The sequence below is a fragment of the Flavobacterium sp. KBS0721 genome (assembly GCF_002007065.3).
Classification (GTDB): Bacteria; Bacteroidota; Bacteroidia; order Flavobacteriales; family Flavobacteriaceae; genus Flavobacterium; species Flavobacterium piscis.
The window spans coordinates 2,737,059-2,760,868 of record NZ_CP042170.1; the positions used below are offsets into that span (position 1 = coordinate 2,737,059).

The 23,810-nt window shown below is 33.1% G+C and carries 20 protein-coding genes and 2 pseudogenes; 4 read left to right on the forward strand and 18 right to left on the reverse strand.

Features of this window, described 5'->3' with window-relative positions:
- Positions 1 to 154 precede the first annotated feature (154 nt).
- The gene (locus B0M43_RS12010; protein WP_078008448.1) at positions 155 to 1,267 is read left to right on the forward strand and encodes a lactonase family protein; all 1,113 of its coding nucleotides are present in this window, start codon (positions 155 to 157) and stop codon (positions 1,265 to 1,267) included.
- A gap of 156 nt (positions 1,268 to 1,423) precedes the next feature.
- On the opposite strand, the gene B0M43_RS12015 is transcribed toward B0M43_RS12010, so the two are convergent.
- From B0M43_RS12015 to B0M43_RS24830, 10 genes and pseudogenes are all read right to left on the reverse strand, one after another.
- Entirely contained in the window at positions 1,424 to 2,776 is a 1,353-nt protein-coding gene (locus B0M43_RS12015; protein ID WP_065447835.1) for a DEAD/DEAH box helicase, read from the reverse strand.
- A gap of 109 nt (positions 2,777 to 2,885) precedes the next feature.
- On the reverse strand, positions 2,886 to 3,230 hold the full coding sequence (locus tag B0M43_RS12020) for a response regulator transcription factor (protein WP_244894294.1): 345 nt from the start codon (positions 3,228 to 3,230) through the stop codon (positions 2,886 to 2,888).
- Positions 3,231 to 3,264: 34 nt separating this feature from the next.
- Positions 3,265 to 5,418, reverse strand: coding sequence for a DUF4838 domain-containing protein (locus B0M43_RS12025; protein ID WP_078008173.1), 2,154 nt, complete (start codon positions 5,416 to 5,418; stop codon positions 3,265 to 3,267).
- 65 nt (positions 5,419 to 5,483) lie between these two features.
- Positions 5,484 to 6,746, reverse strand: coding sequence for a YaiO family outer membrane beta-barrel protein (locus tag B0M43_RS12030; protein ID WP_078008172.1), 1,263 nt, complete (start codon positions 6,744 to 6,746; stop codon positions 5,484 to 5,486).
- Between the two features lie 6 nt (positions 6,747 to 6,752).
- Positions 6,753 to 8,189, reverse strand: coding sequence for a glycosyltransferase (locus B0M43_RS12035; RefSeq protein ID WP_078008171.1), 1,437 nt, complete (start codon positions 8,187 to 8,189; stop codon positions 6,753 to 6,755).
- The gene (locus B0M43_RS12040; RefSeq protein ID WP_078008170.1) at positions 8,186 to 9,247 is read right to left on the reverse strand and encodes a hypothetical protein; all 1,062 of its coding nucleotides are present in this window, start codon (positions 9,245 to 9,247) and stop codon (positions 8,186 to 8,188) included. The genes B0M43_RS12035 and B0M43_RS12040 overlap by 4 nt, the downstream gene beginning before the upstream one ends.
- Positions 9,248 to 9,480: 233 nt before the next feature.
- The gene (locus B0M43_RS12045; RefSeq protein WP_078008169.1) at positions 9,481 to 10,245 is read right to left on the reverse strand and encodes a TIGR02757 family protein; all 765 of its coding nucleotides are present in this window, start codon (positions 10,243 to 10,245) and stop codon (positions 9,481 to 9,483) included.
- Positions 10,238 to 11,938: a hypothetical protein gene (locus B0M43_RS12050; RefSeq protein ID WP_078008168.1), complete on the reverse strand. Its 1,701-nt coding sequence runs from the start codon at positions 11,936 to 11,938 to the stop codon at positions 10,238 to 10,240. Before B0M43_RS12050 ends, B0M43_RS12045 begins: the two co-directional genes overlap by 8 nt.
- Positions 11,939 to 11,940: 2 nt before the next feature.
- Positions 11,941 to 12,381: pseudogene (locus tag B0M43_RS24825) on the reverse strand (ABC transporter ATP-binding protein); the annotation flags it as partial.
- A gap of 216 nt (positions 12,382 to 12,597) precedes the next feature.
- Positions 12,598 to 12,819, reverse strand: a pseudogene (locus B0M43_RS24830) (ATP-binding cassette domain-containing protein); the annotation flags it as partial.
- Between the two features lie 377 nt (positions 12,820 to 13,196).
- Between B0M43_RS24830 and B0M43_RS12060 the strand changes: the two are divergent.
- The gene (locus B0M43_RS12060) at positions 13,197 to 13,496 is read left to right on the forward strand and encodes a hypothetical protein (protein ID WP_210418051.1); all 300 of its coding nucleotides are present in this window, start codon (positions 13,197 to 13,199) and stop codon (positions 13,494 to 13,496) included.
- Here B0M43_RS12060 and B0M43_RS12065 read toward each other — a convergent pair.
- The 7 genes from B0M43_RS12065 to B0M43_RS12095 all read right to left on the reverse strand — a co-directional run bounded on the left by B0M43_RS12065 (position 13,493) and on the right by B0M43_RS12095 (position 19,049).
- Complete coding sequence (locus B0M43_RS12065) at positions 13,493 to 13,795, reverse strand: DUF6787 family protein (RefSeq protein WP_065447843.1); 303 nt, start codon at positions 13,793 to 13,795, stop codon at positions 13,493 to 13,495. The two genes, B0M43_RS12060 and B0M43_RS12065, sit on opposite strands and share 4 nt — an antisense overlap.
- A 32-nt stretch (positions 13,796 to 13,827) precedes the next feature.
- On the reverse strand, positions 13,828 to 14,271 hold the full coding sequence (locus B0M43_RS12070) for a DUF6146 family protein (protein ID WP_065447976.1): 444 nt from the start codon (positions 14,269 to 14,271) through the stop codon (positions 13,828 to 13,830).
- Between the two features lie 247 nt (positions 14,272 to 14,518).
- Positions 14,519 to 15,082, reverse strand: a complete 564-nt coding sequence (locus B0M43_RS12075; RefSeq protein ID WP_078008166.1) for a hypothetical protein — start codon at positions 15,080 to 15,082, stop codon at positions 14,519 to 14,521.
- Between the two features lie 205 nt (positions 15,083 to 15,287).
- The gene (locus tag B0M43_RS12080; RefSeq protein ID WP_078008165.1) at positions 15,288 to 15,650 is read right to left on the reverse strand and encodes a hypothetical protein; all 363 of its coding nucleotides are present in this window, start codon (positions 15,648 to 15,650) and stop codon (positions 15,288 to 15,290) included.
- 94 nt (positions 15,651 to 15,744) lie between these two features.
- A complete protein-coding gene (locus B0M43_RS12085; RefSeq protein ID WP_065447845.1) occupies positions 15,745 to 16,695 on the reverse strand; it encodes a D-2-hydroxyacid dehydrogenase in 951 nt (316 codons plus the stop codon).
- A 116-nt stretch (positions 16,696 to 16,811) separates the two neighbouring features.
- The gene (gene serC, locus B0M43_RS12090; protein ID WP_078008164.1) at positions 16,812 to 17,882 is read right to left on the reverse strand and encodes a 3-phosphoserine/phosphohydroxythreonine transaminase; all 1,071 of its coding nucleotides are present in this window, start codon (positions 17,880 to 17,882) and stop codon (positions 16,812 to 16,814) included.
- A 93-nt stretch (positions 17,883 to 17,975) separates the two neighbouring features.
- Positions 17,976 to 19,049: an acyl-CoA reductase gene (locus tag B0M43_RS12095; protein WP_078008163.1), complete on the reverse strand. Its 1,074-nt coding sequence runs from the start codon at positions 19,047 to 19,049 to the stop codon at positions 17,976 to 17,978.
- Positions 19,050 to 19,201: 152 nt separating this feature from the next.
- Between B0M43_RS12095 and B0M43_RS12100 the strand changes: the two genes are divergently transcribed.
- Together B0M43_RS12100 and B0M43_RS12105 are read left to right on the forward strand one after the other, a co-directional pair.
- Positions 19,202 to 19,555, forward strand: a complete 354-nt coding sequence (locus tag B0M43_RS12100; protein WP_065447848.1) for a 4Fe-4S dicluster domain-containing protein — start codon at positions 19,202 to 19,204, stop codon at positions 19,553 to 19,555.
- A gap of 166 nt (positions 19,556 to 19,721) precedes the next feature.
- Positions 19,722 to 20,882 (forward strand): hypothetical protein, encoded by a 1,161-nt coding sequence (locus B0M43_RS12105; protein WP_078008162.1) that lies wholly within the window; start codon positions 19,722 to 19,724, stop codon positions 20,880 to 20,882.
- 98 nt (positions 20,883 to 20,980) lie between these two features.
- Here the strand turns inward: B0M43_RS12105 and B0M43_RS12110 are convergent, their stop codons facing one another.
- Positions 20,981 to 23,713, reverse strand: coding sequence for a TonB-dependent receptor (locus B0M43_RS12110; RefSeq protein WP_078008446.1), 2,733 nt, complete (start codon positions 23,711 to 23,713; stop codon positions 20,981 to 20,983).
- Between the last annotated feature and the right edge of the window lie 97 nt (positions 23,714 to 23,810).

The window sequence follows — 23,810 nt, forward strand, 5'->3', positions numbered from 1 at the left end:
ATGAACTTATAATCTCCTATATTACTTATATGCTTTAAAAAAGTTAACAGCGAGTTTGAATAATGTAACTTTTGTAATTTCTTTTGTAACAAAAAATGACTTTGCGAACGATATTATTGAGTATTTTAGCCTATTAAAAAAACAAATAAAAACTATGAAAAGATTATATATGTTTCTTTTTTCGGCTTTAGCATTCACAACTTCACAAGCTCAGAATAAATTCAATTTATTGGTAGGAACTTATACCAATACTTGTGACAGTAAAGGAATTTACGTTTACGAATTTAATAGCGTTTCAGGAGAATTTAAATTAAAGAATTCTACAGAAAAAGTAGTGAGTCCGAGTTATTTATCTGTTGCTGCAAATAATAAATTTGTTTATGCAGTAAACGAAAACGGAAATCAAAGTGCAGTAACTGCCTTAACTTATGATGCTCCAACGGGTAAACTTAAAGTATTGAATACAAATTCTTCATTGGGTGCAGATCCTTGCCATTTAATTAATGATGAAAAAAATGTAATCGTTGCTAATTACTCTGGTGGAAGCATTGCTGTTTTTAAAAAGAATGCTGACGGAAGTATAACAGAAGGTCAGCAATTGATTCAGCATGAAGGAAAAGGACCAAATGTTGCACGTCAGGAAAAGGCACATGTGCATCAGGTTGTTTTTTCTCCGGATAAAAAGTTTGTTCTATCGAATGACCTTGGTCAGGATAAAGTTTTTATTTATAAATACAATCCGGGTGCGAGCCATGAAGTACTAACTTTAAAAGGATCTGTAGATGTAAAAAAAGGAAGTGGCCCAAGGCATTTGACGTTTAGTAAAGACGGTAAATTTGTATATTTAGTTCAGGAATTAGATGCAACTCTTACTACTTTTAGTTATGATAAATCGGGAAGTTTGAAACGAATTGCCGAAACCAGTATATTGCCAAAAGGATTTACCGGAGGAACTGGTGCCGCAGCGATTAAAATTTCACCTGACGGAAAATTTCTTTATGTAACAGATCGTGTTGATGCGAACTCAATTTCGGTTTATCAAATTCAAAAAGACGGGAATATTAAATTTGTAGAGCAGGAAAGCACTTTAGGAAAAGGCCCAAGGGATTTTGCTATCGACCCAACCGGAAACTACCTTTTAGTTGGTCATCAATACACAAATGATATCATTATTTTTAAAAGAGATAAAATCACAGGAAAACTTAGCAATACCGGAAAAAAAATAGAATTGTGTTCGCCGGTGGGATTGGTTTTTACTAAAATTTAATTGAAAGGTTCTAAGATTCTAAGTTGCTAAGGTTCTGAGTTTTTTGCCAGATCCTGCAATAAAAAAATGGCTTAAAGATTGTTTTAATCTTTAAGCCATTTTTTATATTTTTCCACTTAGTATCTTAGTCACTAAGAACCTTATAACCTAAAAAAACTATTTGTTCTTATCTTTTCTTTTCTTGTCTCTTGTTTTCAACATGTTTCTGTTCACAGATCCGTGCGTTTTCTTTTTGGTTTTAGAAGGTCCTCCAAGATTTACTTTTTTATTCTTTTTATCTTTTTCATGAAAAGCACCGTCCCCTTTTAGGGTTTGTTTTTTCATTAAAAACTTAATAGGCTGTTTGTCTTTTTCAGGTTCGATTAGTTTTGATGAAACTTCCACTTCTTCAGGAAAATCAGCGATTGCCAATTCCTGATTCATCAATACTTCAACCTCAACTTTAAATTCTTCTTCGCGGGGAGTTATAAAACTAATCGCAGTTCCCGTTGCATCTGCACGACCTGTACGACCAATTCTGTGCATGTACAATTCAGGAAATTCAGGAAGTTCGAAGTTAATAACGTGAGAGATATTCGAAATATCTAAACCTCTCGCCATAATATCTGTAGTGATCAGTCCACGAAGATTTCCTTCCTGGAATTCGGCCATAGTACTCAAACGGTAATTCTGAGATTTATTCGAGTGAATTACACCAAACTGACCTTCAAAATCTTCTTCGATTCTGGTATGCAGCATATCCGAAATCTTTTTATTATTCACAAAAACCAAAACACGTTCCATGCTTTCGTTTGTTTCTAATAAATGTTTTAACAGATTTACTTTTGTATTAAAGTTAGGTACATTATACGTAACCTGAGTAATGTTTTCAAGCGGAGTTCCTGAAGCAGCCAGTGTAACTTCTTCCGGAAAATCAAAAAAGTCATTCAAAACAGCATCTACTTCATCGGTCATGGTAGCTGAGAAAAGAATGTTTTGACGTTTGGTTTTCATCATTGCCAAAAGCGCTGTCAATTGCGTACGGAAACCAAGATTCAGCATTTCATCAAACTCGTCAATAACTAATTTTTGAGTTTCATCAAAACGCACAACAGCATCCAAAGCTAAATCCATCATTCTACCTGGCGTTCCAACTAAAATATCTACACCTTCGTAAACCGCTTTTTTTTGTGTATTGATATTTACACCACCAAAAATACCAAGTGTACTTACCGACATGTATTTGGTTAGTTTCTCGATTTCATCTACAACCTGAACTACTAGTTCACGTGTCGGAACCAGAATTACAATTTTCGGCGTATTGGTTGGGGTAAATTTGTATAGTTTTAAAAGAGGCAATAAATAAGCAAATGTTTTACCGGTACCGGTTTGTGCAATTCCCATCATATCTCGGCCAGACATAATCACGGCAAAGGATTTTTCCTGAATAGGAGTAGGCGTAACAAAGCCTAATTCGTCGATTGCTTTTTGTACTGATTTTGGAAGATTGAATTTTTCGAAAGTGCTCATTTGCATTAAATTTTGTGCAAATATAGCTATAAATAGCTGAAAATTGGTACTTCTTAGAAATTACGATAGTTTGGGGTATTCGTATTTCTTAAAAATAGAGTTTAAATTGCTATAAAAATCGTTTTATTCGCAATAAAAGTTCGTTTGGATTAAAGGGTTTAGCAATAAAATCATCTACTCCCAATTCAAAAGCTTCTTCGACAGTATTTTCTTCTTCGCCAAGTGCCGAAAGTGCCACCACGCGAATGGTTTTAAAATTTTGTTTGATATGACTAATGATTTCCAGACCGGATTTTAAGGGCACAATAATGTTAGTAATCACTAAATCAGGCATAATGGTAGAAATTCGTTCCAGCGCATTGATACCGTCTTTGGCAATACTTATTTTATAACCTTCTCTTTTTAGAATAAATTTCAGAATTTCGATTGTCATTTCATCATGATCTATGATCATAATTTTTTTGTCACTCGTGTTCATATTTAGATTTTCATTTTTTATACAATTCTATTTCGTCCAGCATTACCATTGGTTTTTTGTTTTTGCGTTTTCTCCATAACGGTATTTCTGATTGGTTTTCTACAATGACTTTAATCCTGGCAAAACTACTAAAGCTTTGATCTGTAATTTCCCATGATTTTGTTGTAATTTCAAAGTCTTCTGTTAAATTGTCACAAATTTTTTCTTGCAGAAGATTCCATTTTTGGTCTTTGAAACCATAAACCTTTATTTTTTTTGGCATAAAAATCCAATGTCGCTGATCGTTCAGGAAATTGAGTTTTAACATATTGAAATTGAGCTTTTTTGTTTCGATTTCAATTTCAGGATTATTTTCGTACCAGCCCATCCAGTTAATGTTAAAATCTCTATAACCTCTGTTTCCATCAACTAAACCATAACTTCCTTTGCCTTTAAATTCATTTGAAGGTTGCGTTATAAAATTTACTTTTAAATCTTCTCCTAAGTGTGTGGTAGTATTTTTGCAAATTTCCAGCCATTCCTTATAATAATTATCAGGAGAAAGTCCGCCTTCGCTGAGTTCGTAAATACCAAACTGATTGCAGGCCCTGGCAAATTTAAGTACTCTTTCTGTTAAACCTTCTTTTACCTCTTTTTCTCCTTTAGAATTTACGATAAACATTCCGTGCTGGTTTTTTCCGTAAAATTTTGCCTGTTCAAAATAAACATATTCTAAAGCCAGACGTAGTTTTTGAATACGTGAATGTAAAACCGAATCATTTTCGACAGCTGCAGAAGCTTGCTCTAATAATTGATCGTACTGATCTATTGTTTGAGGTGTCAGAAAAGTATTTCGGGCTTCTACAGGACTGGAATAAATATCGAGATAAGCATTACTTTTCTTTTGATTCGTTTCCAGAAGATTCAAATATTTGCTGACAAAAGGTGCAGCTTTTCCATAAAAGCCTCTTAAAAAATCAGCAGTTGTCGCTTCGAGATCAATATCAGTATTCCACATTAATTTAGCCAGAAGGTATTGTCGTAATTCTGAGAAATCTCCAGGAATATCAGAGTAACCCTGAGCGAATATTCCTTTTACTTTATTCTTTTTAAAGAGTTTATAATTACCCTGAAAAGATTCGAAATTAGGAAAAGGAGACATGTAATTCGAAAATTGAACCGTATAATCCCATAAAAATAAATGAGGAGAAGTAGTACTCCAGTTTTCTAATATTTTTACAAACGAAGCAGCGTTTTCTGCAGTAATTGGTTTTGCGCGATTCAATTCAATCGGACAAAAAATGGTGTGAATGTTAGGTTCTATTTTTAAATTTACAGGAGGTTTGAAAGTATGAAGATAGGCAAGGGTTGTAATTTTTGTTTTAGGAAAATGAGCTGCGATTTTATTTAGGAAATAATAAAAAGAACCCTGAGGTCCGCCATATTTTTTGTTCAACGCTTTACATTCTGCACATTCACAATACACAACATCATCATTTTGACTCACCGAATAAAATTGAGCATTTGGTTTTTCTTCAATAATCCTGGTCATTTTTTTCTGTACCAAATCTACAACTGTATCATTGCTCATACATAATGATTCAGTATTTCGTTTGCCTTCGTATAAAGCAAAAAGTTTGGGATTGGTTTTAAAGAACTCTTTCGCAGGAACCAAAACACTAAAAGAATGTCCCCAAATGCCAAAATCATCAACCTGCCAATCGAGTTTATGCCAGTCTCTAAAATCTTCATCATAACAATCGGGATATAAAAGCGCGCGATAATCAAATGAAGGCTGATGTACTTTTTGAATATTCTTGACAAAAGTAAGTTGTGTTACTTTTGGAATATAGTTTTCTGTGGAGGTAAATTTTCTAAACTCCCATATTTCTAATAAAGTATAAACGGCATAACGCAGGTATTTTTGGTTTGAAGCGATCAAATAGATTGATTTTGAATCGCTTTTGATGATAAATTCATTCGGTTTGAGTTTTTCATTTTCTGATATCGATAGGATTATTTCTGAGGCATTAGTTTCTTTCTTGCTATCGGCTGCAATTTCAAAAGGTTTTGCGAAAGATTTATCCAAATATATTTTTAAAATTTTTGCCGCTTGCTGAGCGTTTTCAGAAGCAGTAATAATTTTGTTTTTATCAGTAATTATAATTTCAGATTGTGCCATCATATTAAAACTAAAAATGGAAAAAAATAAAAGTTGAAAACATCTATATTGCTTTTTTCTCATGAGATTTAAAATTTGTATTGCATTAAAAAAGCAAAATCCAGTTCAGCCTGAAATTTATTTTTTGTGTATTCCTGTTCATTATCCGTAATCAGAAAACCAACAACATAATGATTGTTTATTAATCTAAAGTAACCTGCACTAAGTCTGTACGATAGTAAAGATATTCTGGTATTGTATTCTGCCGCTCGTGTGCGGTCATCAGGCGAAGTTCCGTAACCCGCTATCAGCGTAACGTAATCAAATTTTGTTTTATAATAATAACGAGATGTTACTATAAATGACGGATTGTCTTTTTGAATATAAGATCTTAAATTAACCCAATAAGAACCAAAGTATTTTCCAAGTCCCACATTAATTGTTTTTAAATTACTGTTGTCCTGCATGGCAATATAACGAACACCCAAATCAGCTTCCCAGCCTTTTTTAAAATTATGAAAATAAGAGTATCCTAATCGCCATTGCGGAAAAGCACTGTCTTTGCTATAGGCGACATCAAGATAAGAATAATTATTTTTTCGGGCATACAAATACGATTCAACTTCAAACTGAAGCCCGCTGGCCTGAACCAAATGAGATGAAAGTCTTTTGGCGTAACTCACCCTCCCAATTACACTTCCCCAGGTGCGTTGCCGCATATAATCAGCGCTGGCCAAATGCCACGGACCAACTCCTTCACGATCGATTGTGGTGATGTTGTAATAGGCTCCAATACGATCTATATTGGTTTTAGAATATAAAGCATAAAGGCGTTGCTCTATATCAGCGTCATTAGGAAATTTTGCGCGTATAGATTTAAGATATTTGGCTTCATTTTGAGTGTCATTTTGTAATGAATAAATTGCAATTCGCTTAAGTCTGAAGTTTCTGTTGTCTGGATATAATTCAATAGCTTTATGGGTTAAATCCAGTGCATCATCATAATTCTGATCTTCTAAATCTAAATTGATAAGGTAAAGAAAAGCATCTTCATATCTGGAGTTTTTATCAATGACGTAATTATAATAAAATCGGGCGCTGTCATTTACTTTTATTAAATCATAATTTCTGCCCAAGGCCAAATAAAAATCGATATAAGCAGGCGCTAATTTTTTACCTAATAATCCTCTCTCAATATTGAGTTTGTAATTAGGACGCGTACTTTTCATGTCTTTAATTATCACAGTCAAAAGACTATCAGTGTCAATTTTTTGCGCGTGACTATTTTGGTTAGAAAATAAAAACACGCAAAAAATCAGTACAATTTGTTGTAACGTTTTAAGGTTTTTCATTATCAATTATTTTTTAGTTGGGGTTGCGTATCCCTTTCGAACCATAACGCCCCAGTTTTGTTCTTTTTTTCTAAAGAAAAGCCAATATCCTTTTAATGCTGCATACACCGTAATGGGGTGATATACAAAAGGTTCTATCGCCGCCATACCAATAAGGACTAATAATTCTTTGTAATTAGCATAACTCTTATATAAAATTTCATCAATTAAAATAGAAATGATCGTTATCGAGAGGTAAAATAAATACACCAACAGGCTTATAATTAGTAAATACTGAAAATTTATAATACCAAACACAAAGCTTGAAATCAAAGTTATGATGCCTATAAACTCGATAATAGGAACTAGAAATTCAAAACTAAAAAAGTAGGGTAAGACTAAAAATGCTGTGCGGCCGTATTTTGGATTTAAAAACATATCCCGATGCAAATATAGTGTTTGTACTAATCCTCGTGCCCAGCGAATGCGTTGTCTTAAAAACACTTCTCTTGTGCCTGGAACTTCGGTCCAGCAAAGCGATTCCGGGATATATTTTATCAAAAAAGGCTCTTTAGTTTCATGCATATGTTTTCTCATTCGGGTAACCAGTTCCATATCTTCGCCCAGTGATTGATGCCAATATCCGCCAGCTTTTATTACGATATCTTTATCAAACATTCCGAGTCCGCCGGAAACCAAAAGCAAACCGTTGATTTGACTCCAGGCCATTCGGCCAAACAAAAACGAACGCACATATTCTAATTCCTGAAAACGCGGATACCATTCTTTAGGATAATGCACTTTAAACAAAAAACCTTCTTTGATCTCACACGAATTCGAAATCCTGATTCCGGCACCACAGGCAATGACGCGTGTTTCATTTTCCATAAAAGGCTTTGCGAGTTTCAAAATGGTATCTCTTTTTAGAATACAATCTACATCTGTACATAAAAACAGCGGATATTGCGAAGAGTTTATTCCTGCATTTGAGGCATCTGCCTTGCTTTTGCCGTTTACTTTATCAACAATAAGCAATTTTGAATAAACGGGATTTGTCGATTTATAGTGCCCTCGAACAGGTTGTGTGACAATTTTTTCCTGATAATAGAAATCAATTTTGACCAAATCAAATTCGCTTATAAGTTTTTCAAGCGTGTCATCTGTACTTCCGTCATTTACAATAATGATCTCATATTTAGGATATGTTAATGAAAGCAAAGACTTTACATTGTACACAATATTTACACCTTCGTTAAAAGCCGGAGCAACAATCGAAACGCCTAAAATATGATTGGAGCGAAGCAAAACTTCTTCTTCAAGATATTTTTGGTATTTTAAATGTTTTATAATGGCCCAATACGATAATATAGAAAGGAATATGTAGAATAAAATATATCCAACAGAAAACCAGGCTATAAAAATATCATAACCACGAATAAGATGTGATAGAAAATCATGAATCATAACTGTCTTTTTCTGATGTGATTGATCATTTTTTGGGTATCTGAATCTTGTGTTCCTAATACATTAAGTCCCGAAGGATCTATAGTATTCAAACAGCAAACCATTTGTAATTTGAGGTCTTTTATTTCTTCTTTTTTTATTTGAATGTTTAAATAGTCGATCGTTTTTTCTGAACCTATTGCTGATAGCGCCTCAAGAATTTCAAGTTGAATTTCCAGCGTTTCGGTTTCAAATAAAAGGAGTAATTCGTCTTCGGCTTCAAAAAGATAAAGATCGCGAATGGCAATAATAACATCTATACGTAAGTCCTTGTCTTCGTGATGTAAGAGACTGATTATTTCTGCCGATTTGTTTCGGTAGTTATAAAAAACCATTGTCATAACAGCCAATTTTAGAATCGTTGGATTTTCAGATTGTATCCAAAGATCTATGTTGGGCGGAATTGGTATTTTTTCTGAATGTAAAACATCCATTACTTTTATGGTTGTTATAATCGAAACTTGAATAGGCAGTTTATTTACAGCCTGCCAATCCCCTTTAGATAATGCCAAATATGCAATATTAGCGTTTGACCGAATGATTTTATCCGGATGAAACAAATATTTTTTTAGGAGCGAGATCCCGGGTTTGTATTTTAATGCCTGAAAATGATAAATTCCTTCGCGTTTTTTGTATTTTCTGAAATCGCGAATTAAACTTGCCGAATAATGATTGAGATCCAACTGTTTATAAATAAGAAGAATGTTTTTTGCCGTTTTACCTTTTAAGTTGCTTTTCATCCGGATCATATCCTCTATGAGCATATTTTTACACCAGGTTTTATGTATCGGAATTTCTGATTTGAACTTTGCTATTTTATATTTTAAAGTATTTTTATCAGGTTTTGATAAGGTAATCTCTGTGAGGAAAATTTCAGATTTGCGTATGATAAGGTGTCTGTACGGTAGCGTGTATTGATAATGAATTCTTTTTAGTACTAAAATAATCGCTAAAGACAGGCTTATAATTACAAATAATGGAATGGCGTAATGTTTTATATAACCAATAAAGTGCTCCATATAACATAGCTTAACATGTAATATTACGAAAAAAAACGCAATAAAGCTAATGAATAGGTGAGTACGTTGGGGTACAGAGAATTGGGAAATTTTCAAAGAAACAAGGTTAAAATTGTATTTTCAACCTTGTTTTGTGTTCGGTATATTTTTTGAAATTTAATGTAAGCGTATATTGAAATAATTTTGAATTTTGTCTAGTGTAGCAATAGTAAATTATATGATTATTGTGAAAATTAAAACCCTTCAAAAACGCCTAATCCAAAAAGGGCAAAATCATATTTTACAGGATCCTGAGCATCCATTTTTCTAAGTTTAAGATCCAATTCTGTTAATGCTTTCCCGTCATTTTGTTTTCGGATAAGGATTCCTAATTTTCGGGCAACATTTCCCGAATGAACATCAAGCGGACAGGATAACAAAGCGGGCGAAATGCTTTTCCAGATACCTAAATCAACTCCTTTTGTGTCCTGACGAACCATCCAGCGTAAATACATGTTGATTCTTTTTGCTGCCGAATTATTCAGAGGATCTGAAATGTGTTTTTGGGTTCGCGGCAAATGATCGATTTCGAAGAATATTTTTTTGAATTCGTGAATGCTTTTTTGCAGACTCTCTTTTTCCTGATGTTTAGCAAAAACAGCTTCTAATCCGCCATGATTGTTGTAAATGTGCTGTAATCCCTTTATGAAACCGCCAAAATCTTTTCCGTTGAAAGTGCGGTGAACGAAATTTTCGAGGCGAACTAAATCGTCATCAGAATGTGACATGACAAAATCATAAGGTGTATTGCCCATTAAATCCATCATTTGATGCGAATTTTTGATAATCATTTTACGATTTCCCCAGGCAATTGTGGCGCTCAGGAAACCGGCAATTTCAATATCTTCTTTTTGAGAGAATAAATGCGGAATTTGTACAGGATCGCTATCAATAAAATCCTGATTGTTATATTGAATGACTTTTTCGTCGAGAAATTCTTTGAGTTCTAATTTATTCATTTTCTGAAACTTTTTTGGCGTAAAATCCGTCTTTTAAGTTATTTGTCCGCATTTGCGGAATTGTATTGAAATATTTTTTGAAATATTCAATTTGATCTTTATTCACGCAAGGTAAATCACCATCTCCATTTCCCCAAAAGAAATCGTTGTTTACGGGTGAGTTGTAGTTAAGATTTCCAAGTTTTACCATAATAAAATCAGTATTGTTTTTTGTGTTTTTATACGGTAACACAATATTTTTAATGGAGAAATTACTAGATTTTCGCATCAAAGGATTATTAGAAAAACTATTAAAACTTAAAGGAAAAAATAATATAATAAATACTGGAATTAGCGATAGGGTCAATATTGAATTAATTGTTTTCTTATTCTGAATTAAACAAGAGAAACAAAAAAGAGAAAAGAATATTATAAAATTCATGAAAAACCGATATTGCGGTGATGTTATAAAAAGCAAAATTAATTGTAAGACCATCACGATATAAAGTGTCCAGAGACTTTTTCTATTTTGAAATTTATAGATAAAAAATGGAACAAAAATGACCAGAAAAATACTCAACAAATTGAATAAACCATGAAGTTTTGGAAGTGTCAGCCACTTTAGAAACAAATTAAAAGGTGACATTGAATCATATTGCTGAGCAGTAACAGAGTAGCCAAAATGCTTAATGGAGTCATAATAGAAACTTTCGATAGTATCTGGAATTGCATAAACTGTCGATAAATTAGTAAAACTTTTAGATGGAAAAATGGGAGATCCACAAATAATCATGTTTTTGATGATAAAGAGTGAGATAACTAAAATTGTCAGCAATATAGGTTTTAATAATTTTTTTGAAATCAGTTTAAAATGTAAAGCCAATAATATAATTGGAATTATTGCAAAAGTTAGCATTGTATTTTTGATGTAAATCAAAAAAAGAACTAAAATTACAATTAGATAAAATACTTCTGGCGTCAGTTTTTTAAAATTTTCTAGAAAGTAGAAGAAGAGTATAATCGAAAAAACATAAACCGGAATATCAGGAGAAGGGGCACTTATAAATTGAAACAGAAAAATGTTGAATAGCGGAAACAGCCCTGTAACAAGATAGATTTTATTATTGGTGGTATAAAATTCATTTAATTTTTGAATTGAAAAAAAAGTTCCCAGAAAGAGAGAGTAACCGCTTAGGTCATTAAAATTTTTGTAAATGAAAGAAAAATTAAAAACACTTTGCGTAACGTGCCAGCCGCTAGTTTGCCCTAAAAATAAGTGTAAATTAGCAAGCCCTTTTACAAAACCGTATTCATTAATCCATTTTATAGTTTGAATGTAGTACGATTCGTTGTCTATAATAAAAGGAATTGAAGAGCATTGCGCAATTATTAATAAAGCGGTTATAACAAAAACAACTTTTAAAATTTTTGAAAATTCCTTAAATTCGGATAATATCAGTTTATAAATTGCTATTATTTTATCTTTAAATTGTAAAAAGATAAAGATGTTTAATAAGAGTAAAAAAACATGAAATTCAATATTTATTCTGTAAAAAATCGCCCAGACACTGGCTACTAAAGTAACCGAAAATAAACCCAGAATTGATGTTATGACAAAATTTTGGTTTTTTATTTTAATTATTTTATCAGTGACAAACCCTAAATTTATTGTGGTAAAAAGTATATAAATCCAACTTATTACAATTAAAATCATAGTTAGTAGATAATTTGCCCGTCAGACATTACCAATTTTCTATCGGCCATATTGGCCAATTCTTCGTTATGCGTTACAATAACAAACGTTTGCCCAAATTCGTCACGAAGCTGGAAGAATAACTGATGCAGGTTTTCGGCAGAATGAGTGTCCAGATTTCCAGAAGGTTCATCGGCAAAAATAACATCAGGTTTGTTGATTAAGGCTCGTGCTACGGCAACTCGTTGCTGTTCTCCGCCCGAAAGTTCGTTTGGTTTATGATGTATTCTGTGTGATAATCCCAGATATTCTAAAATTCTTTTAGCTTCTTTTTCGGTTTCGGCTTTTGGTCTGTTGGCCATGAATGCAGGAATACAAACGTTCTCCAGAGCGGTAAATTCAGGTAAAAGCTGATGAAATTGAAAAATAAAACCAAGATTTAGATTTCTGAAATTAGATAATATCTTGTCTTGTTTGCTCTTCTTTTTAAAATAACGATTCATATAAATTGCTAATGCTAAAAGAGGCAGTAATAAGGCTGCAATCGTGATGTATCTAAAGACATCGTCAAATATGGTAAGCTTAAAGAATACTAAAAAAGCAAGTAAACATAAAGTATAGATGCCGCCTATCCACGAAACCCATTTAAAGATTTTTTCTTGTTTTGTATTGTCAGTTTCTACATCCTGCAATTTCAATACATTTTCTCCGTTGATAGTCAGAGAGGATTCGGCGTTTCTTTCAGGATGATCCAGTGTTCCCAAAATTTGCAAAAGAGTGGTTTTTCCAGCACCTGATGCACCCACTATAGAAACAATTTCTCCTTTTTTGATATGAAGGTCGACTCCCTTTAAAACCTCTAATTTATCGTAGAACTTATGTATATTTTTTGCGTGAATCATTTTGAAACTGTTTTTACAAAGAAACAAAGATTCTGCCGATATAAAAATGTCAGCTAACAGAAATTTAAGAAGAAATAAAAAGTATGGTTATTTTTAGATTATGATTATTGCCCACGGATTAGGCAGGTTAAACGGATATCGCGGATTTCTTTATAGAAAACTCTTAATCCTTTACATTTTTTGGTAATAAGTTAAAGCTTATAACTGTAGTATTTTCATCTGTGGTGATCAGTTTAATCCGCCTAATCAGTGGACAATCAGGCTAGTTTAATAAATGGCAGGGAAATTGATTAGATGGGAATTAAGAAATAATATTCAACTAATCAATAAGTTAAGTTGCATCAATTCTTTATAAATTCGATTAATATCTAAATGAAATGAAAATGCAGGAAGTAAAAACAATAAACGAAGACGACAGAACCAGAAAACTCCTTTTGGGTTTGCTTTTGGACGGTGTTGGAATGATATCCTTTACAATTCCGTTGATTGGAGAATTCTCAGATGTCATTTGGGCGCCGGTCGCCGCATTTATTATGACCAGAATGTATAAAGGCAGAGTGGGGCGTGTAGCGAGTGTTTTGACATTTATAGAAGAAGCATTACCTTTTACAGATATAATTCCATCATTTACACTTACGTGGATTTATACGTATTATTTTCAAAGAAGAGATGCTTAATCTTTAAATAAAAATCCTAAGCCCATGTTTTTAAGCATTTTCTTTTCGAAATTCCAAAAGAAACGGAATTGCCCAAAAATAGTTCCAATCGCAACGAGTAAAACCTGATAAATAGGAAAAATAATCAGTAAACGGATCAAAGTAAACCATCCGCCAAAATCTTCTTTGGTGATGCCTAAGAATGCGCAAAAAGGTTTAGACAAATAGGCAGATGCCGATCCCGTGATGGCAAAAACAATCAATATAATTATGGCTTGTAGATTTGAGGTAATACCCCAACGTTTCTTTAATCTGTTCATTTTTATTTGCAATAATTACAAATATAAGAACATTATCTTACAGGAACATACCCTGAAAGCTTTTGTTTGTATGTATTTTGAAAATAAATCATATAATTATAAATTAAATAATTTACTTCATATCCGTAATGAATACTTGGGCGATAATCGATCGACATTTCGTATAAGTTAGGACTATATCTTTGCGGCTGCAAAACACGATTATTCCATTCTGTTACGTACAAATTGTTCTTGTTTTCAAGATAAGACAAAGAATAATAATTGCGCGGAAGTGCTGTTGCAGCCAGCCAGGTGCTAAAGCCATTATCGATAATAATAACTTCATATTCTAATGAGTCATTGGCAATTCTGACTGTATCGTTTACCGCAACTTTTGGCGGGTGAACAGAGGCATTAGACGCAACACTACTTTTTGAAGCAGTAGAGCATGCTACTATAGTACATAAAAGGATGATGGTGTAAATATAATTTTTCATAACTGTCATATTTCGAACTTAAATTTACAAATAAAGCAGTCAACTATTTTGCTATTTAACAGCACTTTGTATTTGCGACTGCAGCTTTAAGTTGCTTTAAAAGTTAGATTATCAAAACCTTTGCCATTTTTAGTTTTACAAAAAAAAGCTGTTTATTTAGAATAAACAGCTTTAAAATATATCTCAAGTTTAGCGCTAAGAATCTGAGCATCTCAGAACCTTAGAGCCTCACTATCTCAGAACCTTATTATTTACTTCCAAACAATTTTCCAATAAAACCAGCTATTCCGCCTTTGCTTTTTGTCACCACAAGAACATCGGTAACATCCACTTTTCCGTCATTGTTTTGGTCTAAACCAAATTGCATTCCGTACTTATTAATTGTTTCCATGATGCCGGAAGCTTGACTGCTATTTCCCGTAAGAGAACTAATGATATCAGAAATCTGAAAACTACTGTCATTAGGATCTTTTGCTTTATTGATCAACGAACTTAATATTTGCGGAATCATTCCTGCAGCTACACCTGAAGAAGTTTCACTGCTTAATCCAAATTTTTCACCCAAACTTCCTGATAATTGCTGCGTTATTTGCTGCACAACAGGGTTCGACCTGTCTATAGAAGAATTTCCGTTAAACAAACTGGCAAGTTGTTCACCGCCACCCTCTGAAGCAATTTTTTGCAATCCTGTAAATATCGAATTACTGGTTTCATTTATTACAGCTTCATTTTGTTCGTTTGGTACAGCGGCATTGTTTACAACCGAAGTACCACTGTATTGTTGTACTAATTGTGTTAATTGTTCAAACATAATATTAGATTTAGATTATACTTAAAACTCAATAAAAAAGAAAGATATTTACTTTAAAAAATAGCATAAAAACCTTTAAAGTTAATCTATTTTTTAATTGCTTAACAATTTGCCGTATTAACAAATTATGATTTTGTTTTTCAGTCCATTCTGTCTCAGTAAATTTATTACGGAATTTAAATTGTTGATATGTAGAGTTGTATGTTTATTTAGAGTCTTTTTCTGGAATTTTCACATTGCACCAGGTGCTGATATTTTCAGGATTAAATCCGGGACAATTATCAATGTTCTTTTTAGAAAAAAACAGTACATCATTATCAAATGTACTTAAGTTATAATAATAGTTATTGCCATCTTGTCCATATCTCCATACATCGCTTGAGCCCTCATTATGTACAGTTTCATTAAAAGTAAAAATTGAAGATTGCGTCGGAATAAAATATTCTTTTTCAATAATAAGCATACATATATTTCCAAATATATTAGTGCAAAATAAAGCAATTATAACTGCAAGTATCATCAAACGAAAGATCCAGTTACGTACAGTATTTTTTTTGTCCGTTTTCATATTACAGTTTAATTAAGTGCTAAAATTAGAAAAAAGGAAAGGGATTTACTACCATAAGCAGCAAATCCCTTTAATTGATTTAATCTATTTTTATTTAGCTCAACAAAGAAATAATTTGAGAAGCTAATTCTGTACCAATTCTGTCTTGTGCCTCGCCCGTTGCAGCTCCAATGTGTGGAGTCAAAGAGATTTTAGTGTGCATTAAGATTGCCATTTCCGGTTTTGGTTCGCTTTCAAAAACGTCTAAACCTGCAAAAGCAACTTTTCCTGAGTCTAAAGCTTTTACTAAAGCTACTTCATCAATAACACCACCACGAGCACAGTTTACGATTCCAACACCATCTTTCATGATTGCCAATTCTTTTTCTCCAATGATGTAACCATCCTGAGCCGGAACGTGCAAAGTAATGAAATCAGCTTCTTTAAACAAAGATTCTAATGATTGAGAAACGATAGTTGTAGTGATAGACTGGCCATCAAAAAACTCCACCTTAACATCTACAGACGGAATAAAACTATCTGCAGCAATTACTTTCATACCCAAACCAAGAGCCATTTTTGCAGTAGCTTGTCCGATACGACCAATACCAACAATACCTAAAGTTTTTCCTCTTAATTCAGTTCCGTTTGCGTATGCTTTTTTCAAACCATCAAAGTTTGAATCCCCTTCAAGAGGCATGTTTCTGTTAGAATCATGTAAGAAACGAACACCAGAAAACAAGTGTCCAAATACCAATTCAGCAACAGATTCTGATGATGAAGCCGGAGTATTAATTACATGAATTCCTTTGCTTTTAGCATAATCAACATCAATGTTGTCCATACCAACACCACCACGGCCAATAATTTTAAGACCCGGGCAAGCATCGATAATATCTTTACGAACTTTAGTTGCGCTACGCACTAAAACTACGTCTACATTATTTTCATTTACAAAATTAGCTACTTGTTCCTGAGCTACTTTTGTAGTTATAACTTCAAATCCACCTTTTTCTAAGGCAAGAATTCCACTTTTAGAAATTCCATCATTCGCTAATACTTTCATTTTGCGTATTTTGTTTATTTGGTTAATCGTTTATTTGTTTAACCGAAGAACCAATTATTATGATTTTTTCTTTTTTGATATTTTATTCAGCTGAAAACTGTGACTGAGACCGTAAACTAAACTTTAGTCTCCAAAGCTTTCATTACATCCACTAAAACCTGAACACTTTCGATAGGCATAGCGTTGTAAATAGAAGCTCTGTAACCACCCACAGAACGGTGACCTGGCAATCCTGAAATTCCTGCTTCTTTCCATAAAGCATCAAATGCAGCTGTGTGATCAGCGTTGTTCAATAAGAAAGTAACATTCATTTTAGAACGATCTTCAACCGCTGCAGCACCTTTAAATAATGGGTTTCTGTCGATTTCAGTATAAAGTAAATCAGCTTTTGCGTCGTTTAATTTCTCAACAGCAGCAATTCCGCCTTTTTCTTTAATCCATTGTAAAGTTAGTAACGATACATAAACAGCAAAAACAGGAGGAGTATTGTACATACTTTCTGCTTTGATATGTTTAGCATAATCTAACATACTTGGAATAGTTCTTCCGTTTTTCTCCAGGATTTCTTCTTTAATAACTACTAAAGTAGTTCCTGCAGGGCCCATATTTTTTTGAGCTCCGGCGTAGATTAAATCAAATTTAGAGAAATCTAAATTGCGTGAAAAAATATCAGAACTCATATCGCAAACAACAGGAATGTTAGTTGCAGGGAATTCTTTCAGTTGAGTTCCAAAAATAGTATTGTTACTAGTACAGTGAAAATAATCTGCATCACTTGGTATTTCGTATCCTTTTGGAATATGGTTATAATTTTGTTCTTTCGAAGAAGCTACAACAATAGTTTCTCCAAAATATTTTGCTTCTTTTATTGCAGCAGTTGCCCAGGTTCCCGAATCTAAATAAGCGGCTTTTCCGTTTTCCTTCATCAGGTTGTACGGAGCCATTAAGAATGCAGTACTTGCACCACCTTGTAAAAATAGTGCCTGATATCCTTTTCCTGTAAGTCCTAGTAACTCTAAAGCAAGGGAACGAGCTTCATCCATAACGGCAACGAAATCTTTGCTTCGGTGCGAAATTTCCAGAATAGAAAGTCCTGAATCATTAAAATTTAATATAGCTTTTGATGCTTTTTCAAAAACCTCTTGAGGTAAAATACTTGGTCCTGCGCTGTAGTTGTGTTTTTTCATGGTTGTTGTTAAAAGTCGAAAATTTTAAAGAGGCAAATTTCGGCAATAGGAGCTGAAAAAGCGATAAATTATTCGAAATAATTAAACATATTTTTACTTTGTTGTTAACAAAAACGTTATAGTATCTACGTTATCTGCATAATCCCACAATTGAGGATTTTGAGTCTGTCCAAACGAAATACTATTTTGGATTAAATCGTTGCTAACAATACACTGAATTTGTTCAGCATCAGCTTCAAGACGGGATTGTAGTTCCTCTATATTTTCATAAAACTCATAAAAAACACTCGAAATAGGAGAGGCGTAACTAAGATCTTCCTTTAAAGTCAAAAATCCATTGTCCAGTAATTTAAAATTACTCATCAGGAAAACGGCCTTGTTATAATCATAATTATTAGCATATTTCTCGTAATGAATAACATCCTGATATTTAAAAATAGCTTCAAAAAAAGCAACAAACGAGTAATTTTTTGGTACAAAAAGTTTCGAAACATTGCGGCATCCCAAACCAAAATACCTGAAAATATCCTCGCCTAAATTTTCTAAATCTTCTTTAGTTTCATTTCCGTTTAAAACAGCAACCGAATTTCTGTTTTTTCGAATGATCGAAGGTTTATCTTTAAAATAATATTCGAAATATCTTGCAGTATTATTGCTTCCGGTAGCGATGACGGCATCAAAGTTTTCCAGTTTTCCTTCCACGAAAGTGATCTTATCTTTTAGGCTTTCATCAGCAAAAACAAGATATTTGGCTAAAAAAGGCAGTAAATGCTGATCGTTTGAAGAGGTTTTTATTAATGCTTTATTGCCGGTAACTAAAACCGACAGGAAATCGTGAAAACCTACCAACGGAATATTTCCAGCCAAAATTAAAGCTACGTTTTTTTCAGTTTGGTCGTCCTGGGCAAATTCTGTTGCGTATTGAGAAAGCCATTTTGTAATGTTTTCTTCGGTCAGCGCATCGGCCCATGATTTTATTGCAAAGTATACTTGTTCAGGCGTATACCATCCGTTATGAGATTGTGATAAGAGGATCAGTTTTACAAAATCATCAAAAAACAAGTCATTACCTAAAACCGATTCATTTCGTGTATTTTCTTCTTCGGAAAACTGACTTAAAAATTTTCCTAATTCAACAAAAACACTTTTTTTTGTTTCTAATGTCATAATGTTTGCTTATGAATTGTTTTGATTGTAATTTTGCACAAAAATAAGCATAAATAAGTCGAAAGTCAAAAGTCATCAGGTCAAAAGAAAATGACCTTTTTATTTATATGACTTTATTACTGTAAGACTTTTAACTTTAAGACTAAAAAACAATGGCAATAATTATAACTGACGAATGCATAAACTGTGGGGCTTGTGAACCAGAGTGCCCAAATACAGCAATTTATGAAGGAGCTGATGATTGGAGATATAAAGACGGAACAAGACTTTCAGGAAAAATAATTTTACCGGACGGAACTGAGGTTGACGCAGATGATGCTCAAACACCAATTTCTGACGAAGTATATTATATTGTTCCAGGAAAATGTACAGAGTGTAAAGGTTTTCATGATGAACCTCAATGTGCTGCTGTGTGTCCTGTTGATTGTTGTGTGCCGGATGATAACCACGTAGAAGATGAAGAAACCTTGTTGAACAGACAAGCATTTTTACATGGTGATGAATAAAATTTTATTTTAGAAAATATAAATCCTGAGTCGATACTCAGGATTTTTTTTGCTCAAATTTCTAAATTTTATAATAAGCTAATTTGTTGATTTTTAATGTTTTATTTTTTCAATGTTAATTTATTAATAAAAAATTAATACTTTAGTTGAAAATTTAATAACGCCTATGAAGAGATTACTATTTTTATTTATTGTGTTTTTTAGCGTTAGTAGTATTGCTCAAAATACGGAATATTCTATTATTGTAAAAGATATAGAAACACAGTTACCTATAGAAAATGCAATGGTTGTCATACTAAAAACGAAACAGGTTTTGTTAAGTAATGATGATGGAAAAGTTACGTTTATGCTTAATGGCGCTTCGAATGTTCAGGTTTCTGAGATGAATTATGAAAACCTAACCCTTCGTTGGGCGACTTTAAAAGAAGATCAATTTGTTGTTTATCTTAAAAATAAGAACAATAAATTAGATGAAATTGTTTTGTCTAAAGAAAATCCGCAAAAAATACTTCAAAGAGTTGTTTCCAATTCAATACAAAAATTAACGACACCCTATCGTCTTAAAGTTTATGTAAGAGAGTTTTTTATGCTCGATAACAAATACTCCTATTATAATGACGGATTGGTAAATTTTCAATTCTCAGGAAATAAAAAGTCAACAACAACATTGTTAGTCGAACAAAATCGATCTTATGGTTTGCTTGAAACAGATGTAAGTGCAGATTTAAGAGGGTATAATCTCAATAATATCATGGAGAATTACTCAAATTTCAATTACTTTCAGACCGTTTTAGATTCAAAAGCAAAAAAAGAATATGATTTTATTATAAAAGGACATCCAAATAATAAGGATTATTATATAATGAATATTACTGCTCTTGATAAAACGAAAAAAGATGCAGATAGTTTTGAGGTAATTTATGATCCTGTCAAAAAGCTAATTGTAGAATTTTCGTGTGTTTTTACTCCGGGAAATTCTGATAAAATCGAAGAAAAGCCCGTTATAGGATCAAAAAAAATTACCAGATCTTTTGTAAAAGTAGATTATAGATTAGATGGTTCAGATTATTATCTTTTAAGTTCGAATGAAGAAATAGCGTATGATCTTACTTTAAAAGATCAGGTTAAGAATATTCAGGTTCGAAATAACTTTATCACTACCGGTTTCAATAAGCAAAAGTTTACTTATAATGAATGTGATGTTTTTAAAGAGAAAACGCTCTTTAATAAACAAAATAAAATTCTAACCAATTATTGGGATATTTCCGGATTTACAGCCACAGATGAAGAAAAAGCAATAATTGCTTCATTAGATTTTAAGTTGTAGTCTTTAAGGATAAAAAAAAATCCTGAGTTTAGCACTCAGGATTTTTTGCGTTTTATTGTTAGACTTAAAGTCAAAGTATTTCTTTAAATAAATGATTATTAAAAATTAAACCCAAGTCTTGCATAATAATAAGCTCCGTTAAACCCCATTTGTACAGCATCCCAATAACCTCCGGCTTCAACCCAGTCATCTTGTTGATCAGGATAGATATTTAATAAGTTATTGGCACCAATACTAATTTTAGTAGATTTTGAAACTTTAAATCCTAAAGTTAAATCAGTTACAATTTTTGCTCCATAAGTATCTGTTGCAGCTTTCTTTTGGTTCGCAAAAACCTGAGCATCAGTTTCGGCTGGAGACGTTCTGTAGTCTTCAGGATCTTCATCCATTTGATAATCCAGTAATTTTACTTCGCTAAATCTGGTAAAAGCCAATCCTGCATCAAACCATTTTCTGCCGTAATTAAGGTTTAAACCAAATTTATTAGGCGGAGCAGAAGCTAGTAAAAAAGCTTTATCACGTTCTCCAAAGAATTGATTTGCAGCCAGAGTACCGTTGTGTACTTTGTCAATTTTCATATCATTAATGTTTCCAACAAGGGTTGCGCCCAATCTATTTTCGTTTATTGTTTTTTTCCATGACAGCACAATATCCAGACCTGTTGTTTTTGTATCTACACCGTTTACAAAAAACTGAGCTTTAGAATTGTTTCCCAAAGCTGGTGCATCAAAATAACCTGTTAATACAATTCTGTCTTTTACATTAATTAAGTAACCATCTACTGTTGCAGTAAAGTCGCCAAAATTAGCTGTAAACCCTAAAGATGCATTTATGGCTTTTTCCTCGTTTAGTTTTTCAATTCCAAAAGATCTTGTGATTTCGCTATCGTTGGAAGCTAATAAAACTTCAGTGGCACCAGAAGAACTAAAATTGGTAAAACGTAAATTGTAATAAATTTGGGCTAATGACGGAGCGCGAAACCCTGTACTTACAGAACCTCTTAGATTAATATTGTCTGTAATTTTAAGTCTCGAAGCCAGTTTTCCGTTTACCGTACTGCCAAAATCACTGTAGTTTTCATAACGAACCGCTCCGCTAACCATCCATGCTTCTGTAACATCTAGTTCAGCATCAGCATATAAAGAGAAGTTGGTGCGGCTTTTATTTACTTCGTTTGCCGGACTGTATCCAGGAAAACCCTGAGAACCTCCGGGTCTTGGAATGGTTGGCGAAGAAGTTGGATCTGTAGGATCATAGTCAGGATTTGGAACCGTAGGAGCGCTTTGAGTTGTTGGGTCTGTAATAGGTACTCCATTAGTATCGTATGTAGCGTATGAACCTTCTTCTCCGGCAAAAATTTCGAATTTCTCTACTCTAAATTCAGTTCCAAAAGCGATATTTAGTCCGCCAAGAATATCACCGTAGTTTTTTGAAACATCTAAGTTAGTAGTGTTTTGAAGTAAACTGTGTCCTCCGGCATCAAATTCTCTTGGCGATTTATCTTCAAGAGAAGCATTGATGGTTCCTTTTATATCATAATGAAATTTGTTCTTACCAAATGTATTGCTTAAATCCCATTTCCAGCCGCCTGCAGTTTCTGTTCTAATTCCTGCTGCAATCGAATTATCATTTATTTTTGATGTAATTCTAGGCGTATATCCGCCAGGATAAATAGATTCTACCACTCTTTCACCATCGTTTCGGGTAAAAGCGTAAGCATCTGTATCTCTAAAATTACTTCCTCCGAAAGCATAAAATTGCGTCTTGTCAGAGATTGGAATAGCAAGATTGACAAATAAATTCACACCCTGAATTTCAGCTTCTCCAAAACCTTTTCTAAAATCAAAACCAGGTCGTAATGTTTTATTTTTATTCAAAAACTCTCCGGTAACATTAACGTATCCTCCTTTTGTTCCTATTGCAGTACCGTAATTGGCAGAGACTTTTAGAGATCCTCCGTCAAAATTTTGGTTTTTTCCAAATGAGTTTCCGTTACCTTTTTTGTCTAATCTAAAATCTTTTGTGTTGGCAGTACCTTCAGGAAAATCTCCTTTTGCATCTGTATTAAACGCACCGTAAGTAATGGCTCCGGTAAATTCGTTTATATTATCATTCGTAACAATATTGATAACTCCTGCAATGGCATCAGAACCATATTGTGCCGCGGCACCATCCCTTAAAATCTCAATTCGCTTAATAGAAGCAGCAGGAATAGCATTCAAATCAGTTCCGGTATTTCCGCGTCCGCGAGTTCCAAATAAGTTAATCAATGACGATTGATGTCTTCTTTTTCCGTTAATCAAAACCAGTGTCTGATCAGGGCCCATTCCTCTTAATGAAGCCGGATCTACGTGATCTGCCCCATCAGAACCAGATTGTTTATTCGCATTAAACGAAGGCGCAACATACTGTAATAATTCATTAATTTCAAGTTTTCCGCTTTGCGTTGTTACATCTTTTACATTAATAACATCAATAGGAACAGCTGAATTTACAACCGTTCTTTTCGCATTTCTGGACCCCACAACAACTACATCACTTAAAATCTGGCCGCCGCTTTGGTCTAAAACAACCTCTATTTTGTCACCGATAACTTTTTTTTCTGTTGAAGTATAACCAACATAACTAAAAATTAATGTAGCTCCTTCTTTGACTTTTATGCGATAACTACCTTCGAAATCAGTTGATGTACCGTTTGAAGTTCCTTTTTCAAGAACATTAACACCGGGCAAAGGCGCGCCGGACTTATCTTTTACAGCTCCTGAAATTTCTTTTTGAGCAAAAAGAAACATCGTATTTAATAGAAATAAAAATAATGCAATCTTTTTCATGGTTTTGTAAGTTTGGTTTATTGTTTGATTTTGATCTTTGATAAAATTACTGTTTTTTAACAAAATATTAATAAAAAGTTTAATTATTTTATTGAAG

Coding starts and splice junctions, on each gene's coding strand:
- B0M43_RS12105 (WP_078008162.1), top strand. CDS start 19,722: ATGAAGAGATTACTATTTTTATTTATTGTGTTTTTTAGCGTTAGTAGT.
- B0M43_RS12075 (WP_078008166.1), bottom strand. CDS start 15,082: ATGTTTGAACAATTAACACAATTAGTACAACAATACAGTGGTACTTCG.
- B0M43_RS12085 (WP_065447845.1), bottom strand. CDS start 16,695: ATGAAAGTATTAGCGAATGATGGAATTTCTAAAAGTGGAATTCTTGCC.
- B0M43_RS12040 (WP_078008170.1), bottom strand. CDS start 9,247: ATGGAGCACTTTATTGGTTATATAAAACATTACGCCATTCCATTATTT.
- B0M43_RS12060 (WP_210418051.1), top strand. CDS start 13,197: ATGAAAATGCAGGAAGTAAAAACAATAAACGAAGACGACAGAACCAGA.
- B0M43_RS12045 (WP_078008169.1), bottom strand. CDS start 10,245: ATGAATAAATTAGAACTCAAAGAATTTCTCGACGAAAAAGTCATTCAA.
- B0M43_RS12020 (WP_244894294.1), bottom strand. CDS start 3,230: ATGATCATAGATCATGATGAAATGACAATCGAAATTCTGAAATTTATT.
- serC (WP_078008164.1), bottom strand. CDS start 17,882: ATGAAAAAACACAACTACAGCGCAGGACCAAGTATTTTACCTCAAGAG.
- B0M43_RS12100 (WP_065447848.1), top strand. CDS start 19,202: ATGGCAATAATTATAACTGACGAATGCATAAACTGTGGGGCTTGTGAA.
- B0M43_RS12010 (WP_078008448.1), top strand. CDS start 155: ATGAAAAGATTATATATGTTTCTTTTTTCGGCTTTAGCATTCACAACT.
- B0M43_RS12070 (WP_065447976.1), bottom strand. CDS start 14,271: ATGAAAAATTATATTTACACCATCATCCTTTTATGTACTATAGTAGCA.
- B0M43_RS12080 (WP_078008165.1), bottom strand. CDS start 15,650: ATGAAAACGGACAAAAAAAATACTGTACGTAACTGGATCTTTCGTTTG.
- B0M43_RS12015 (WP_065447835.1), bottom strand. CDS start 2,776: ATGAGCACTTTCGAAAAATTCAATCTTCCAAAATCAGTACAAAAAGCA.
- B0M43_RS12025 (WP_078008173.1), bottom strand. CDS start 5,418: ATGATGGCACAATCTGAAATTATAATTACTGATAAAAACAAAATTATT.
- B0M43_RS12110 (WP_078008446.1), bottom strand. CDS start 23,713: ATGAAAAAGATTGCATTATTTTTATTTCTATTAAATACGATGTTTCTT.
- B0M43_RS12065 (WP_065447843.1), bottom strand. CDS start 13,795: ATGAACAGATTAAAGAAACGTTGGGGTATTACCTCAAATCTACAAGCC.
- B0M43_RS12030 (WP_078008172.1), bottom strand. CDS start 6,746: ATGAAAAACCTTAAAACGTTACAACAAATTGTACTGATTTTTTGCGTG.
- B0M43_RS12050 (WP_078008168.1), bottom strand. CDS start 11,938: ATGATTTTAATTGTAATAAGTTGGATTTATATACTTTTTACCACAATA.
- B0M43_RS12095 (WP_078008163.1), bottom strand. CDS start 19,049: ATGACATTAGAAACAAAAAAAAGTGTTTTTGTTGAATTAGGAAAATTT.
- B0M43_RS12035 (WP_078008171.1), bottom strand. CDS start 8,189: ATGATTCATGATTTTCTATCACATCTTATTCGTGGTTATGATATTTTT.